Source organism: Kitasatospora sp. NPDC085879, assembly GCF_040686255.1.
Classification (GTDB): Bacteria; Actinomycetota; Actinomycetes; order Streptomycetales; family Streptomycetaceae; genus Kitasatospora.
In genome coordinates this window covers 47617-63981 of record NZ_JBFBJZ010000008.1, presented here as the reverse complement: position 1 = coordinate 63981, position 16365 = coordinate 47617, and the positions used below count along the sequence as shown (strand labels likewise).

Below are 16365 nucleotides of genomic sequence, written 5' to 3'. Positions count from 1 at the left end.
CAGCAGTGCGGCCGAGTCCACGTGATGAGGGAATGTGACCGACACATCCACACCCCAGGCCAGCGCACCGCGCTACCGCGTGGTGGAGTTGGCCGACCACCGCAACAACCGGGCCGCCACCCGGGTGCACACCACCGCGGCGGGCGGTTTCAACGTCTGGCGCAATTCCTTCCCCGCCGAGCACCTGCCCCCGGGCGGGTCGCAGGTGGAGGTCGGCGGCGTGCCGTTCAGCTTCCCGCCGGTCGGCGAGGGCGACGACAACGTACGCTGCGACGGCCAGTTCATCGCCGTGCCGGCCGGCCGGTACGACTGGGTCCACCTGCTCGCCGCCGCCGAGCGCCGCACCGAGGACACCGTCGAACTCCACTACGCCGACGGCTCGGTGGACACCGAGTGGCTGCGGGTCTCGGACTTCTGGGCCGCACCCGCCTGGTTCGGCGAACTGCCCGCGTACCGCACCCCGGTCATGCACTACCCGTACCACGTGCAGCCCGGGGTCTCCGCCCACCTGTGGGCGCAGCGCGTACCGGTGCCGCGGCGAACCGAGCTGGCCGGGCTGAGGCTGCCCCGCAACATCGCCGTGCACGTCTTCGCCGCCACCGCGCAGGAACCGCCGCCCGGCACCGCCGGGCTGCCCGCCCCCGACCGGGAGGAGCACGGCCGTGGCCGCTGACACCCCGCCGCGGGTGCACCACGTCACCGGTGCCCCGCCCGAGCTCTGGTACCGCGACCTGGCCAGCTGCCTGCAGGCCACGTTCGGCGCCGTCCTGCTGCGGGCCGGCCACGACCCGCTGGAAGTCCTGGGCGCCGCCTGGCAGTTCCTCTACCGGCCGGGCGAGGTCCGCTCCGAGGAGTTCTACTTCCCGACCCGGTACGAGGGCGACCTCGGCCGCGGCATCGCCCCGCACCATCCGCTGACCTCCGCCTGGCGCACTCCGGACGACCCGGCCGACCCACTGGCCGGCCTGCGCGCCGCGCTGGACGCCGACCGCCCGGTGATCGCCGCCGTCGACAACCACCACCTGCCGTTCCGGCCCGCCTACCACGACGTGCACGCCGCGCACCTGGTCACGGTCTTCGGCCTGGACGAGTACCGCGGCCTGGTGCACGTCGCCGACGCCACCCCGCCCGCCTTCCGCGGCGCCGTCCCGCTGGACGCCTTCCTGGCCGCGTGGGACTCCGCCAACCCCTCCGACGTCCAGGACGCCTTCTTCAGCGACTCGCGGATCGGCCGCCGCTGGCTGGACGTCGAAGTCGGCGGCCCGTACCCGCGAACCACCCCCGAGCGGCTGGCCGGCCTGCTCCGCGCCGACGCCGAACTCTTCACCACCGGCAAGGCGGACGGGCCGGACGGCGCCGAGGGACTGGCCGGCCTCGCCCGGTTCACCGAGGAACTCGTCGACCGCTCCCGGGCCGGCGACCCGGCGGCCATCCGCGACCTCTACCCGTTCGGCTGGGGCATGCAGGCCCAGGCCTCGCTGCACGGCGAACTGCTGCGCCGGCTCGGCGCCGCCTGGTACCTGCCCGTCCTGGCCGGCGCAGGCCGGGCCGTGGAGGCCGTCGCGCACGCCTGGACGGGCGTCCGGATGACCGGCGCGCACGGCCGAGAGGACCCGTCGACCGCCGCCGGCCCGCTCGCCCGGCACACCGCCGTGCTGCGCCGCCGCTACGCCGAGGCCGTGGAGGCCGTCCTGGAGGCGGTCGACGCGCTGCCGGCGCCCGCCTGAGCCCCGCCCACCCCCACCGCGATCCCGAGGAGTCCCGCATGAACAGGCTCGCCGTGCTCGGCGGCCCGCCGGCCGTACCGCGCGAGCAGCGCGACGTCGAGTGGCCGGTCATCGACGACGAGGACCGCAAGGCCGTGCTCTCCGCCCTGGACGGCGGCCGGCTGGTCTCCAACGCGGACGGCGAGAACCCGGTCGGCGCGCTGGAACGGCGGTGGAGCGAGCGGTTCGGCTTCGCCCACACCATCGCCGTCTCCAACGGCACCGCGGCGCTCTCGCTGGCGCTCTCCGCACTCGGCGTCGGGCCCGGCGACGAGGTCATCGTGCCCGCGCTGAGCTTCATCGCCACCGGCCTCGCCCCCGTCCACCAGATGGCCGTGCCGGTCTTCGCCGACATCGACCCCGTCACCTTCAACCTCGACCCGGACGACGTGGAGCGCCGGATCACGCCGCGCACCCGGGCCGTCATCCCCGTCCACCTGCACGGCGCCCCCGCGGACATGGACCGGCTCGGCGACATCGCCCGCCGGCACGGCCTCGCCCTGGTCGAGGACGCCGCGCAGGCCCCCGGCGCGCTGCACCGCGGCCGACCGGTGGGAGGCATCGGCGAGTTCGGCGCGTTCAGCCTCCAGGTCACCAAGAACATCCCCACCTGCGGCGAGGGCGGCCTGCTCGTCACCTCCGACGACGCGCTCGCCGAAACCGCCCGCAAGGGACGGCAGTTCGGCGAGGTCATCGAGGCCGGCAAGGACCGTGACTACATCTCCTACCGGCTCGGCTGGAACCACAAGATCAACGGCCTGCAGGCCGCCTTCGCCTCCTCCCAACTGGCCCGCTTCGACGCCTACGAGGAGGCCCGGCAGGAGAACACCACCGCCTTCCTCGCCCGCCTCGACGGCCTGCCCGGGCTCACCGTGCCGACCGCACTGCCCGGCACCGTGCACGTCTGGCACATCCTGCGGTTCCGCTTCGACCCGGCCGCCGCCGGCCTCGACGGCATCGCCCCGGCCCGCTTCCGCACCGTGCTGCGCCGACTGCTGCGCGCCGAGGGCGTCCCGGTCTCGCAGTACCAACTGATCCCGCTGCCCGAGCAGATGGTCTTCCGCGACCGCGAGGGCTTCGGCAAGGGCTACCCGTGGACGGCGCTCGGCGGCGAGGCCCCCGAGCCCGGCGACCACCCCGTCACCCGGGCCGTCATCGAGGACTCGCTGACCATCCAGAAGCGCCACCTCAACCCCGCCTCCGGCCCGCTGCTGCAGCGCTACGCCGACGCCTTCGAGAAGGTGTGGGCCAACCTCGACACGGTGGCCCGGCTCGCGGCGGCCGCCCGATGACCGCGCCCGCCGCCCTCCTGCCCCGCACCGCCGAGGACTTGGCCGAGACCGCCCGGCGGGTGCGCGAGCACGTCGTCGACATGTGCGCCGGCCCCGAGGGCGGCCACCTCGGCGGCGCCTTCTCCAGCACCGAGATCCTCACCGCGCTCTACTTCGCGGTGCTGAACGTCGACCCCGCCGCCCCGGACGACCCGGACCGCGACCGGTTCGTGCTCAGCAAGGGCCACGCCGCCGTCGGCCTGTACGCCGTGCTCGCCGAACGCGGCTTCCTGCCCACCGCCGAGCTCGCCGACTACGGCCGCCCCGGCACCCGGCTCATGGGCCACCCGGTGCGGGCCGTCCCCGGCGTCGAGATGCCCACCGGCTCGCTCGGCCACGGCCTCGCCCTGGCCTGCGGATTCGCCCTCGGCCAGCGTCTCGACCGGCGGCCGGCGCGCAGCTTCGTGCTGATGGGCGACGGCGAGCTCCAGGAGGGCTCGGTCTGGGAGGCGGCGATCGCCGCCACCTCGCTGCGCCTCGACAACCTGGTCGCCGTCATCGACCGCAACGGTCTCCAACTCACCGGCCCCACCGACGGCAAGGCCCCGATGGAGCAGCTCGCCGAACGCTGGCGCAGCTTCGGCTGGGCCGTCCGCGAGACCGACGGCCACGACCTCGCAGCCCTGGTCGAGCACCTCTCCGCGGCCCCCTGGGAGCCCGGCCGGCCCGGCCTGCTGATCTGTCGCACCGTCAAGGGCCGCGGTGTGCCCTTCCTGGAGGGCAGGCCCGCCGCCCACTACGTCACCCTCTCCGCCCGTAACCACGCCCGCGCCCGCGCCGCGCTGCGCAGCCCCGCAAGGAGGCCCGCATGAGCTGGTCGGCACTGGCCACGCCCCCGCCCCAGGAGACCCTGCCCGCCGTCCCGGCCCCGCCGGAGGCCACCCGCACCGCCTACCGGGACCGCCTGCTGGAGCTGCTGCCCACCGACCCCCGGCTGATCTGCCTCGACACCGACACCGGCCTGTTCGGCCCCGACCAGACCGCCGCCGCCGGCGCGCAGTACCTCGACCTCGGCATCGCCGAACACAACCTGATGGGCATCGCGGCCGGCCTCGCCGCGAGCGGGCGGATGCCGTTCGTCAACACCATGGCCGCCTTCGCCGCCACCCGGGCACTGGAGGCCGTGAAGATCGACATCGCCTACAACGCCCTGCCCGTCCGCATCATGGCCACCCACGGCGGCCTCGCCGCAGGCCACCTCGGCCCCACCCACCAGGCACTCGAGGACCTCGCGGTGATGCGGGCGCTGCCCGGCATGACGGTCGTGGTGCCCGCCGACGCGGCGCAGGCCGCCGCCTTCGTCGACCGGAGCCTTGCCCTGCCCGGCCCGCTGTACGTCCGGCTCGGCCGCAAACCCACGCCCGCGCTGCCGCCCGGCACCCCGCCGCCCGCCCTCGGCCGAGCCCAGACGCTGCGCCGCGGCCGGGACGCCGTGCTGGCAGCCTGCGGCCCGTACCCGGTGCAGGCCTGCCTGGCCGCCGCCGAGGAGCTGGCCGGCGAGGGCGTCGAGTGCACCGTGCTGAACCTGCACACCCTGCGCCCCTTCGACACCGCCGCGCTGGTCGAGGCCGCCGACCACAGCGGGCTGGTGGTCACCGTGGAGGAGCACTGGCGCAGCGGCGGCCTCGGCGGCGCGGTCGCCGAGGCGCTGGCCGAGGCCGCGCCCGCCAGGGTGCTGCGGATCGGCATGCCCGACACCTTCGTCGACACCGTCGGCGGCCACGAGCACCTGCTCGCCCACTACGGCATCACCCCCGCCCGGGTGGCCGACACCGTCCGCCGCGCCCTGGGGATCGCTCCCGGCGCCACCACAGACTGACACATCGTCAGGCACGTACACGAGAGAGGAAGACCGATGCCCGCGACCGACGTCCTCGCCTGTCCCGGCTGCGAGGCCGAAGTGGCCTTCGCAGCCCCGCCGCTGCTCGCCGAGATCACCGAATGCGCCGAGTGCCGTACCGAGTTGGAGGTCGTCGCGACCGACCCGGTGCTGCTCGCCCTGGCGCCCGAGGTCGAGGAGGACTGGGGCGAGTGAGCGGGGCCTCCCCGAGGCCCCGGATCGCCCTGCTGGCCTCCAGGATCGGCTTCGAGGAGAAGCGGATCCTGGAGGCCCTGGCCCGGCACGGCCTCAGCTGCACCCATCTGGACACCCGGACCCTGCACCGGGAGCTGGATGCCGCCCCGGCGCCGTGGGGCGCCGTCCTCAACCGGGAGATCTCCGCCACCCGGGCGCTGTACGCGGCGCTCGCCCTGGAGGCCACCGGCGCCCGCGTGCTCAACAGCGCCGCCGCGACCGAGACCTGCGGCGACAAGTGGCGCACCTCGGTGGCGCTGCGCCGGGCCGGCGTGCCGACCCCGCGCACCGCGCTCGCCCTCACCCCGGAGGCCGCCGAGACCGCCGCCGAGGAGCTGGGCTACCCCGTCGTGCTCAAACCGCTCACCGGCTCCTGGGGCCGCCGGGTCGCCCTGCTGCGCGACCGCGACACCGCCCGCAGCCTCTTCGAGTACTGCGAGGCGATGCCCTCGCCGGCCGGCCGGCTGGTCTACCTGCAGGCCTACGTCGACAAGCCGGACCGCGACATCCGGGTCGCCGTGACCGGCGGCCGCGCGGTCGCCGCGATCTACCGCCGCTCCGCGGACTGGCGGACCAACGTCGCCCGCGGCGCCGCCACCGAACCCTGCCCGCTCACCGACGACCTCGCCAAGCTCGCCGTCGCCGCCGCGGACGCCGTCGGCGCCGGCATCGCCGGGGTCGACCTGGTCGAGGACGCCCGAGGAGGCCTGTACGTGATCGAGGTCAACCACCGCGTGGAGTTCGCCGGCCTGCAGGCCGCCGCGGGCGACCGCGTCGACATCGGCGCAGCGATCGCCGAGCACCTGCTCCGGGAGGCCGCCCGATGACCCGGGTCGCCGTCCTCGGCGCCGCCGGCTACATCGGCGGCGAACTGCTGCGGCTGCTGGTCGGCCACCCCGAGGTCGAGGTCGCCGCCGCGGTCTCCTCCCGCTTTCCCGGCCGCCGCGTCGACACCGTCCACCCCAACCTGCGGTCCGTCACCGACCTGGTCTTCACCGGCCCGGAGGAGGCCGCCCGGCACGAGTACGACGCCGTGCTGCTCGCCACCCCGCACCGGAAGACCGCCGAACTCGTCCGGGACTGGTCGGACCGGGTGAAGACCGTCATCGACCTGTCCGGGGACTTCCGGCTGCGCGACGCCGCCGTCTTCGAGCGCTACTACGGCGCCGAGCACCCGGTGCCCGAGCTGCTCGGCACCTTCACCCCCGGCATTCCCGAGCTGTACCGCGAGGAGCTGCGCACCGCCGACCGGATCAGCGTCCCCGGCTGCATGGCCGCCGCCGGCCTGCTCGCGCTCGCCCCGCTGACCGCGCGCGGACTGGTCACCGGCCGGGTCGAACTGGACGCCAGGACCGGCTCCAGCGGCTCCGGGGTGACCGCCGGCGAGGCCAATCTGCACGCCGAACGCAGCGGTGCCATGCGGGTGTTCGCCCCCGTCGGCCACCGCCACGAGGCGGAGATCGCCCAACTCACCGGCCTGGAGGTCCGGATGACGGCCACCGGGGTGGAGGCCGTGCGCGGCGTCCAGGTGGTCGCCCGGGTCGAGGCCGCCGAGGGCGTCGACGACCTGGCGATCCGGCGGGCCTACCGGGAGGCGTACCGCGACGAGCCCTTCGTCCGGATCGTCGCCCAGCGCCGCGGCACCTACCGCTACCCGGAGCCGAAGATCCTGCTCGGCTCCAACTTCTGCGACGTCGGCCACGTGTACGACGAGAAGACCGGCCGGCTGGTGCTGATCGCGGCCCTGGACAACCTGGTCAAGGGCGGCGCCGGCAACGCCGTGCAGTGCCTCAACATCCGCACCGGCCGCCCGGAGGGCCTCGGGCTCTCCTTCCCCGGCCTGCACCCGATCTGACGATTCGTCATCATGCGAGCGAAAGGACGCCGATGGCACCCCTCACCGTCGTCAAGTGCGGCGGCAACCGCGAGGTCGACGCCGCGGGCATCTGCGCGGACACCGCCGCGCTCGTCCGGGACGGGCGGCGGGTCGTGCTCGTGCACGGCGGCTCCGCCGAGATCGACCGGCTCGGCGACCGCCTCGGCGTCCCGCACCGCCGGCTCACCGCCCCCGACGGCGTCACCGCCCGGCACACCGACACCGCCACGCTGGAGGTGGTGACCCTCGCCCTGGCCGGCGCCGTCAAGCCGCGGCTGGTCGCCGAACTACAGGCCCACGGCGTGCCCGCGATCGGCCTCACCGGCCTGGACGGCGGACTGCTCCGGGCCCGTCGCAAGCGCGCCCACCGGGCCGTGGTCGACGGCCGCACCGTGCTCGTCCGCGACGACCACAGCGGCCGGATCGCCGAGGTGCGCACCGCCGTCCTCACCGCCCTGCTCGACGCCGGCTTCGTCCCCGTGGTCTCCCCACCGGCCGCCGCCGAGGACGGCCGTCCGGTCAACGTGGACGCCGACCGCGCGGCCGCCGCCGTCGCCGGTGCCCTCGGCGCCGACCGGCTGCTGCTACTCACCGGCGCCCCCGGCGTGCTCGCCGACCCGGGCGACCCGGGCAGCCTGCTGAGCCGCTGCGAGGTGCCCGCCGAGGGCGCGCCCGGCCCGTTCGCCCGCGGCGGGATGGCGCTCAAACTCGTCGCCGCGCGTGAGGCACTGCTCGCCGGGGTCGCCCGGGTCACCGTCGCCGACGGCCGCACCCCCGGCGCCCTCGCCCGCGCCCTCGACGGCGCGGGCACCGACATCGCGCTGGCCGGCCCCGTCCCCGCCGCACCGGCAGGTGCCGTATGACCCCCGACGCCGCCGACGCGGCCGTCGACCTGCTGGAGTCCATGCTCGCCATCCCCTCGCCCTCCGGCGAGGAGCACCGGCTCGCCGTCCACCTCGCCGCCCGGATGCGCGCGGCCGGACTCACCGCGAGCATCGACGCCGCCGGCAACGTCATCGGCGAGACCGCGCCCCGGCCCGGCCCGACCGTGATGCTGGTCGGCCACCTCGACACCGTCCCCGGCGACCTGCCGGTCCGCCGCAGCGGCGGCCTGCTCACCGGCCGCGGCGCGGTCGACGCCAAGGGCCCGCTCGCCGCCATGATCAGCGCGGTCGCCGCCGAGGCCGACTTCCCCGGCCGACTGGTGGTCGCCGGGGTCGTCGAGGAGGAGACGCCGCGCTCCCGCGGTGCCGTCCACCTCGGCCGCACCCGGCCCGCCCCCGACGGGCTGATCGTCGGCGAACCCGGCGGCTGGCAGGGCGTCGTCCTCGGCTACAAGGGCAAACTCGACCTGCGCTACCGGGTCACTCGCGCCGCCACGCACCCCAGCAACCCCGAACCGAAGGCCACCGAGGTCGCCGCCGCCTTCTGGCAGCACCTGCTAGACCTGCTCGGCCCCGACGCCGGCCACGCCTCCTTCGGCACCCCCGGCGCCACCCTGGTCGCCATGCACGGCGACGCCGCCGCCGCGGAACTCGAGATCGGCGTCCGCACCCCGGTCGGCTTCGACATCCCGGCCTTCACGGAGGCGCTGCGCGAACGCGCCGACGGCGGCACCCTCGACGTGCTCAACGCCGTCGGCGCCGTCCTCTCCCCGCGCACCGACCCCGTCGTCCGCGCCCTCACCGCAGGCGTCCGCGCGGCCGGCGGCACCCCCCGCCCCACCCGCAAGACCGGCACCTCCGACATGAACACCCTCGCCGAGGTCTGGGACGTCCCCATGGCCACCTACGGCCCCGGCGACAGCGCCCTCGACCACTCCGACGACGAGCACATCGCCCTCGACGAGTACCTGCGCGGCATCGCCGTCCTGCGCACCGCGCTGCGCCACCTCGCCGCCCTCCCACCACGGGCGGCCGCACCCGACACCCACCCCGCCGCCACCGCGGCCCGGCAGCCGGAAGGCGTCCTGCGATGAGTGAGCTGATCAACCGCCTCGCCAAGCTCCCCGGCGAACGGCGGGCCGCCTTCCTCGCCCAACTGCGCGGCGCCGCCGCGGGCGCCCGCCCCGAGGCCGAACTGCGCCCCCGCGCGGACCGCGACCGACCGGTGCCGCTCTCCTTCGCCCAGGCGCCGCTCTGGTTCCTCGACCGGCTCGCCCCCGGTCAGGCGACCTACAACGTCACCACCGCCTACCGGCTCGACGGGCCGCTCGACACCGAGGCCCTCACCCGCGCCCTGGCCGGCGTGGTGGACCGTCACGAGGCGCTGCGCACCCGCGTCCGGGAGACCGCCGACGGGCCCGTCCAGGAGATCGCCGAGCACCGGCCCGTCGACCTGGCACCGCTGCCCGCCGAGGGCGTCGACGAGGACGGGCGCGCGGCCTGGGCGGAGACATGGGCCGAGGAGTTCGCCCGCCGCCCCTTCGACCTGGAGGCCGGGCCGCTCTGGCGCGCTGCCCTGCTCCGTCTGGAGCCCGAACGCCACCTGCTGGTCCTCGCCGTGCACCACATCGTCTGCGACGGCTGGTCGCTCGGCGTCGTCGCCCGCGAACTCGCCGCCGGATACGCCGGAACCGCGATCGCCCCGCCACCCGTCCAGTACGCCGACCACACCCTCTGGCAGCGCGAACGCCTCGCCGGGCCCGAACTCGCCCGGCTCACCGCCTTCTGGCGCGAGCGGCTCGCCGGCCTGCCCGCCGTCGACCTGCCCACCGACCGGCAGCGCCCGCCCGAAGTCCGGTACGAGGGTGCCCACCGCAGCCGGCTGCTGCCCGCCGCCCTCGCGCCCCGGGTCCGCGACCTCGCCCGGTCCGAGGGCGTCACCCCGTACACGGTGCTGCTCGCAGCCTTCTTCCTGCTGCTCCAGCGGTACAGCGGCCAGCACGACCTGGTGGCCGGCTCGCCGACCGCCAACCGCGGCCGGGTCGAGGTCGAAGAGCTGGTCGGATTCTTCGTCAACACCCTGCCGCTCCGCGTCGACCTCGACGGCGGGCCGACCGGCCGTGAGGTCCTCGCCCGGGTCAGCGCCGCCGTCCGCGACTCCTTCGCCCACGGCGAGCTGCCCTTCGAGCAGATCGTGGACGCCGCCCGCCCGCCCCGCGACCCCTCCCGCTCGCCGCTCGTCCAGCTCGCCTTCACCTACCAGAACGCCGACCAGCCGCTGCGGCTGCCCGGCCTGACGGTCGATCAGTACGCCGTCGACCCCGGCACCTCCCGCTTCGACATGAGCTGGAACGCCACCGAACGCGAGAACGGCCTGGAACTCTACGTCGAGTACGCCACCGCCCTGTTCGACCCGGAGACCGTCGACCGGATGACCGACCACTACGGCACCCTGCTCGACGGCCTGCTCGCCGACCCCGGCGCCGAGGCCACCCGGCTGCCACTGCTCTCCGCCGAGGAGACCCTCGAACTCACCGGCGGCACCTACGACGGCGCCCGCCGCCCGATCCCCGGCGGCACCCTCGCCTCCGCCTTCGCCGCCCAGGCCGCCCGCACCCCCGACGCCGTCGCTCTCACCGTCTCCGGCCGTCACACCAGCTACACCGAACTCGACACAGCCGCCGATGAGTTGGCCGAGGTGCTGCGTGCCGCCGGCGCACGGCCCGGCGAGCGGGTCGCCCTCCTGCTGCCCCGCGGCGAGGAACTCGTCACCGCCGTCCTCGCCGTCCTGCGCAGCGGCGCCGCCTATGTGCCGCTGGACGCCGCGAGCCCGCCGGCCCGGATCGCCGCCGTCCTCCGGCACCACCGGCACCCCCAAGGGCGTGCCGATCGAGCACCGCAACGCCGTCGCCTTCACCGACTCCGTCCGCCGGCTCTTCGACCTCACCCCGGCCGACCGGGTGCTCGGCTTCGCCTCCACCGCCTTCGACGTCTCCGTCTTCGAAATGTTCTCCGCCCTCCTCGCCGGCGCCCGGCTCTGCCTCGCCACCGACGAGGAACGGCTCGACCCCGAGCGGTTGCAGGAACTGATGGAGCGCCAGGCCGTCACCGTGGTCGACCTGCCGCCGAGCGTCATGGCGCTGCTGGAGCCCGAGCGGCTGCCCGCCCTGCGGATCGTCTTCGTCGGCGGCGAGGCCTTCCCCGGCGAACTCGTCAACCGCTGGAACCCCGGCCGCCGCTTCTTCAACGGCTACGGGCCCACCGAATGCACCGTCACCATGATCGTCCAGGAGTGCGCCGGCCACTGGACGGCGAGCCCGCCGATCGGCCTGCCGATGGACAATCACGTCGCCCACGTCCTCGACCGGCACCTGCAGCCCGTCCCGTACGGCGTGCCCGGCGAACTCGTCATCGGTGGCGCCGGGTTGACCCCCGGCTACCTCAACGCCCCCGAACTCACCGCTCAGAAGATCCTCGCCGACCCGTTCGGCACCGCCCCCGGCGGCCGCCTCTACCGCACCGGCGACCTCGTCCGCCGCGAACCCGGCGGCGCCATCACCTTCCTCGGCCGGATCGACCAGCAGGTGAAACTCCGCGGCCTGCGCATCGAACTCGGCGAGATCGAGGCCGCGCTGGCCGCCTGCCCCGGCATCGGCCAGGCCGCCGCCGCCGTATGGACCGACCCGCTCGGCGAACGCCACCTCGTCGCCTACACCGCCCCCGCCGACGGCGCCGAACCCGCCGACCCGGCCGCCCTGCGCGCCGCCCTCGCCGAACGCCTCCCCGGCTGGATGCTCCCCGCCCACTACGTCGCCCTGCCCGCGCTGCCCCTCACCACCAGCGGCAAGGTCGACCGGCGCGCCCTGCCCGAGCCGGACCCCGCCGCCCGGCCGCGCGGCGGCCCCGCCACCCCGCCCCGCACCGAGACCGAACGGATCCTCGCCACCGAGGTGTTCGCCGAAGTCCTCGGCACCCCCGCGGTCTCCGTGCACGACAGCTTCTTCGACCTCGGCGGCACCAGCCTGCGCAGCACCCGGCTGCTCGCCCGGATCCGCGACCGCTTCGGCGTCGAGGTGCCGCTCGCCGAGTTCTTCCGCGGCCCCACCGTCGAACACCTCGCCGCGCTGGTCGACCGGGCCCGCGCCACCGCCCTCGACGACGACGCCCTGCTCACCCTCATCGAGCGGATGTCCGACGACGAGGCGGCCCGGCTGCTCGCCGGCGGCGGCCCCACCACCTGACCCTCTTCTCTACATCAGCGCAGTTCGAGCCCCGGAGGAGCACCAGATGGACCAGCCGCCCACCGCCGACGGGCTCGACGCCTTCCGCCAGGACGTCCGCGCGCGCCTGCGAACCCCCGCCGTGCAGACCGCCTTCGACACCTGGCGCGCCGCCGACGGGCCCGACCCCGACGAGCGGCCGCTCTACCGCGAACTCGGCCGCCAGGGCCTGCTCGCCCCCGACTGGCCCGTCGAGTACGGCGGCGGCGGTCTCGGTCGCGCCGAGGCCGCCGCCCTCTACCAGGAACTCGTCCGGGCCGGCATCCCCGACACCCTGCACGTCAACACCGTCCAGATCGTCGGCCTGTTCCTTCTGATGGCCGGCACCCCCGAACAGAAGGCCGCCCACCTGCCCGCCATCGCCGCCGGCGAGCGCTTCGCCAGCGTGCTCTACACCGAACCCGAGACCGGCTCCGACCTCGCCGCGCTGCGCACCACCGCCGTCCGGGAGACCGGGGACGACGGCGACGGCTGGCGACTCGACGGCGTGAAGGTGTTCAGCCTCAAGAGCGACCGTACCCACCTCGGCCTCTGCGCCGCCCGCACCGGCCCCGCCGACGGCCGCTACCACGGGATCAGCCTCTTCCTGGTCGACCTGGCCGCCGACGGGGTGCACCGCAGCGTGATCCCCGGTCTCGCCGACGAGCAGTTCCACCGGATCGACCTGCGCGGGGTCCGCGTCCCCGCCGGCGCCCTGGTCGGCACCGAGCACCAGGGCTGGCCCCTGCTCACCCAGGCCCTCGCCGTCGAACGCACCGGCCTGGACTACGCACTCAAAGCCGAACGCTGGTACCGCGCGGTGCTGGCACACGGCATCGACCGGCCCGAGGAGGTCGCCCGGTACGGCGCCGCCGTGGACGCCGCCGGCCTCTTCGCCGCCCGCCTCACCGCCGGGGTCGCCGTCCCCGAGGACGGCGGGTCCGGACACCCCGCGGAGGTGGACGAGCCGCTCTCCGCCGCCGCCAAGTACTACACCAGCGAACTCGCCCAGTCCGTCGCCGGCTGGGCCGCGGCGCTCGGCCTCCCGGGCACGGACACCGACGACGGTCTGGAGGCGGCCTACCGGGAGGCGCCCGGGCTCACCCTCTCGGCCGGCACCTCCGAGGTGATGCTCCAGGTCGTCGCCGGGGCCGGCGCCCTCGACCCGGGCGACGACCTGCTGCAGGCCCAACTCCGGCAGGCCGTACGGAAACTCCTCAACCAGGCGGTCGCCGACCGCACCCGACCCGGCGTCCACGAGCCGCCCGCCGAGGACGGACCCGGCTGCCCCTCCTGGCCGGCCCTCCTCGAACTCGGCGCACCCCTCTTCGAGGTCCCGGCCGAGGCGGGCGGACTCGACCTCGGCCTCGCCGCCGCCACCGTGATCGCCGAGGAACTCGGCCGGGCCGCCCTGCGCGGCCCCTACCTGGACACCGCCGCCGCCCTCGACCTGCTCGGCCCGGACGCGGTCGGCGCGGCCGCCGAGACCGCCTGCGCCGGCACGCCGTTGCCACCGCCCAGCGGCCCGCCGACCGGGCCGGCCGGCGCCCGACGGCGGATCCGCCACGCCGCCCACCTCGTCGGCCTGGCCGCCGGGGCCACCGCCGAGGCCGTCGAACTCAGCCACCGCCGCGAACAGTTCGGCCACCCGCTGGCCCACTGGCAGGGTGTCGCACTGCCGCTGGCCCGCCACCTCACCCGGATCGAGGCGGCCCGACTCCTCGTCCGCCGGGCCGCCGCCCTCGCCGACTCCGCCGCACCCGAGGCGACGCTCACCCGGGTCGCCGCCGAAGCCCTGGCCACCGCCGCCGAGACCGCCCTGGAGGCCGTCCGCACCGCCGTCCACACCGCGGGCGTCCGCGGCCTGATCGACACCACCCCGCTCCACCTCCACTACCGCCTGGCCCGCACCGAAGCCGTCCGCCTCGGCACCCCGGCAGCCCTATGGCACCAGGCGGGCCTGACCCGCCTGACGGAGGACGGCGGTGAGGAGCCCTTCTGACCCTGCCGCCGGGAGATTCGTCGCCCGGCCGGGTTGTAGTGGATCGTCAAGATTGCCTGTGATCGCCCGAGTTGCTCGACGATCTTCTCTCCGGCATAGTGCAGGCCCATGATCGCCGGGGCCCTCACTCGTCCGCCAGCGACGACCCTCGGTGCTCGCGAGAGGAATGACGTGTTTACGTTCAAGCGCATCGCCGTGGCATCCGCCGCCGCCGTGGCCATGGTCGTCGGCATATCGGGCAACGCCTCCGCCGCCGAAATCAGCGTCTGGTCGTCGACCAACCCCGACGGCTGCGGCGATGTGGGCTTCGCCTCCTACGGGGACAACTTCTACTTCATGGACCACTGCAAGGACGGCCGCGGCGTCCGCGTGCAGTACACGACGCCCACCCTGGGCTCGCCCAGCACCTCCGACGCCAAGCACACCATCGACTACACCGGTGGGTACACGGGCTACGTCTGGACCGCTTCGTCGAGCGGCAACAAGGACTTCGCCGAGGGTGCTTGCTTCTACTTCCGGGCAGGCCTCGAGGACAACGGGTCCTACATCTCCGGCACGTACGACTCCTGGCACCTCGCCTGCGCCTGACACCCCCGGAACGCAGTTCGGTCATCTCGGGCCGGTGCCCGAACCGGACGGCGTGGCAGGACTGGTAGCCCGGGTCCTTGATGCCCGCGGGGTGTAGCCGTCCGGGCCGCCCGGTCGGGTGGCCCGGACGGCGGCGCGAGCTTCGGACACCGTTTCCGGAGTACCGCAGGGCGCAGCCGAGCGCCTGCCCGACGAGCGGGGGAGCTCCGCGGCCCGGCCACTCTCCCGGGGGACCGCGGGCCCGGCCGTCCGGCGGAGCTGTCGGGGTGTCGTGCCCGGGATACCGACGGTCGGCTCGCACGGTGGGGTATGACCCGTACTCAGACCGCGCTGTTCTGCGCGGCCACACTGCTTGCCGCCACCCTGCAGACCACGGCCGGGGCGGCCGTCGCCGCCGGTGGCGGCGGCCATGAGGCGCACGCCTGCGTCAGCACCGCGGAGCCGCTGCGCGGCAAGGCCCGCCAGGTCGACCGGATCGTCCGCCAGGTGAAGGACGAACTCGGTCTGAAGTCCGTCCTGTTCAAGGTCACCGAGGGTGGCCGGGAGATCGTCACCGGCGCCCAGGGGGAGTCGATGACCGGCGTCCCCGCCGAGCCCGGTATGCACTTCCGGTCCGGGTCGGTGGGCATCGCCTACATGGGCACCGTGCTGATGCAGCTCGCCGAGGAGGGCCGGGTCGACCTCGACGAGCCCGTCTCCCGCTGGCTGCCCGAGCTGCCGCACGGCGACGAGATCACCCTGCGGATGCTCGGCAGTTCCACCTCCGGCCTGGTCGACTACGTCCGCGACCCGGGCTTCCTGGCCGCGCTCGACGCCGACCCGTTCCGCCAGTGGACGCCGGAGGAGCTGGTGGGCATCTCCACCGCGCAGCCGCTCTGGTACGAGCCGGGCACCAACTGGAGCTACTCGCACGCGAATTTCGTCCTGCTCGGGGCGGCGTTGGAGCGGATCACCGGCACCCGGCTGGACCGGCTGCTGGAGGAGCGGGTGATGGGACCGCTCGGGCTCCGGGACACCCGCAACAGCTTCACCCCGGAGATCGAGGCGCCCGTCCAGCACGCCTTCACCGCGTCGCGCGGCACCTACGAGGAGTCCACCTTCTGGAACCCCTCGTGGACGACCGCTCCGGGGGCCGTCCTCACCACGCACATCTGCGACCTGGAGCGCTCCGCCCGGGCCATCGGCAGCGGCGAGTTGCTCTCCCGCCGTGCCTTCCGGGAGCAGCTGGACCCGGGCACGGTGGGCCTCGGCGGCCCGACCGCGACCTGTCCGGCGGACATCTGCCTGGTCAACACCGAGGCCAAGCACTTCGGCATGGGTGTGATCGTGATCAACGACTGGGTGCTGCAGAACCCGTCGTTCTCCGGCTACGCGGCCATCCAGGCCTATCTGCCGCAGGAGCGGCTCGCCATCGCCGTGTCCACCACCAGGGGCCCCGAGGCCCCGGACGAGAACACCGCGCAGATCGTCGCCGAACGCATCTCCGACCTGCTCGCCCCGGAGAACCCGCTGGTCATCGCCTGACCGCGGAGCGCTCGCCGGCCGGCCCCGCCACAGGGGCCGGCCGGACGTGGTTCAGCGCTCC

General features: G+C 75.1%; 14 protein-coding genes and 1 pseudogene. All 15 read left to right on the top strand.

Going from position 1 to position 16365, the window contains the following annotated elements:
* Positions 1-34 precede the first annotated feature (34 nt).
* The 15 genes and pseudogenes from AB0P35_RS08725 to AB0P35_RS08655 all read left to right on the top strand — a co-directional run bounded on the left by AB0P35_RS08725 (position 35) and on the right by AB0P35_RS08655 (position 16304).
* Entirely contained in the window at positions 35-673 is a 639-nt protein-coding gene (locus AB0P35_RS08725; protein ID WP_095876072.1) for a hypothetical protein, read from the top strand.
* Entirely contained in the window at positions 663-1727 is a 1065-nt protein-coding gene (locus AB0P35_RS08720; RefSeq protein ID WP_363508275.1) for a BtrH N-terminal domain-containing protein, read from the top strand. Before AB0P35_RS08725 ends, AB0P35_RS08720 begins: the two co-directional genes overlap by 11 nt.
* A gap of 38 nt (positions 1728-1765) precedes the next feature.
* Positions 1766-3058, top strand: a complete 1293-nt coding sequence (locus tag AB0P35_RS08715) for a DegT/DnrJ/EryC1/StrS family aminotransferase (protein ID WP_363508272.1) — start codon at positions 1766-1768, stop codon at positions 3056-3058.
* A complete protein-coding gene (locus tag AB0P35_RS08710) occupies positions 3055-3909 on the top strand; it encodes a transketolase (RefSeq protein ID WP_363508269.1) in 855 nt (284 codons plus the stop codon). The genes AB0P35_RS08715 and AB0P35_RS08710 overlap by 4 nt, the downstream gene beginning before the upstream one ends.
* Positions 3906-4916, top strand: coding sequence for a transketolase C-terminal domain-containing protein (locus AB0P35_RS08705; RefSeq protein ID WP_363508266.1), 1011 nt, complete (start codon positions 3906-3908; stop codon positions 4914-4916). The genes AB0P35_RS08710 and AB0P35_RS08705 overlap by 4 nt, the downstream gene beginning before the upstream one ends.
* A 36-nt stretch (positions 4917-4952) precedes the next feature.
* On the top strand, positions 4953-5132 hold the full coding sequence (locus tag AB0P35_RS08700) for a lysine biosynthesis protein LysW (RefSeq protein ID WP_095876067.1): 180 nt from the start codon (positions 4953-4955) through the stop codon (positions 5130-5132).
* Positions 5129-5998, top strand: a complete 870-nt coding sequence (gene lysX, locus AB0P35_RS08695) for a lysine biosynthesis protein LysX (RefSeq protein ID WP_363508262.1) — start codon at positions 5129-5131, stop codon at positions 5996-5998. The genes AB0P35_RS08700 and lysX overlap by 4 nt, the downstream gene beginning before the upstream one ends.
* Entirely contained in the window at positions 5995-7026 is a 1032-nt protein-coding gene (gene argC / locus AB0P35_RS08690; protein WP_363508259.1) for an N-acetyl-gamma-glutamyl-phosphate reductase, read from the top strand. Before lysX ends, argC begins: the two co-directional genes overlap by 4 nt.
* A gap of 32 nt (positions 7027-7058) precedes the next feature.
* Entirely contained in the window at positions 7059-7910 is an 852-nt protein-coding gene (locus AB0P35_RS08685) for a [LysW]-aminoadipate kinase (RefSeq protein WP_363508256.1), read from the top strand.
* Entirely contained in the window at positions 7907-9025 is a 1119-nt protein-coding gene (locus AB0P35_RS08680) for a M20/M25/M40 family metallo-hydrolase (RefSeq protein ID WP_363508253.1), read from the top strand. Before AB0P35_RS08685 ends, AB0P35_RS08680 begins: the two co-directional genes overlap by 4 nt.
* Positions 9022-10737: pseudogene (locus AB0P35_RS08675) on the top strand (condensation domain-containing protein); the annotation flags it as partial. The gene AB0P35_RS08680 and the pseudogene AB0P35_RS08675, both read left to right, overlap by 4 nt.
* Before the next feature lie 76 nt (positions 10738-10813).
* Positions 10814-12172 carry a non-ribosomal peptide synthetase gene (locus AB0P35_RS08670; RefSeq protein ID WP_363508251.1) on the top strand — a complete coding sequence of 453 codons (1359 nt, stop codon included), beginning with the start codon at positions 10814-10816 and terminating at the stop codon, positions 12170-12172.
* Positions 12173-12218: 46 nt separating this feature from the next.
* Complete coding sequence (locus tag AB0P35_RS08665) at positions 12219-14192, top strand: acyl-CoA dehydrogenase family protein (protein WP_363508248.1); 1974 nt, start codon at positions 12219-12221, stop codon at positions 14190-14192.
* A gap of 171 nt (positions 14193-14363) precedes the next feature.
* Positions 14364-14780, top strand: a complete 417-nt coding sequence (locus AB0P35_RS08660) for a hypothetical protein (protein ID WP_363508245.1) — start codon at positions 14364-14366, stop codon at positions 14778-14780.
* Between the two features lie 309 nt (positions 14781-15089).
* Positions 15090-16304, top strand: a complete 1215-nt coding sequence (locus AB0P35_RS08655; RefSeq protein ID WP_363508242.1) for a serine hydrolase domain-containing protein — start codon at positions 15090-15092, stop codon at positions 16302-16304.
* Positions 16305-16365 lie beyond the last annotated feature (61 nt).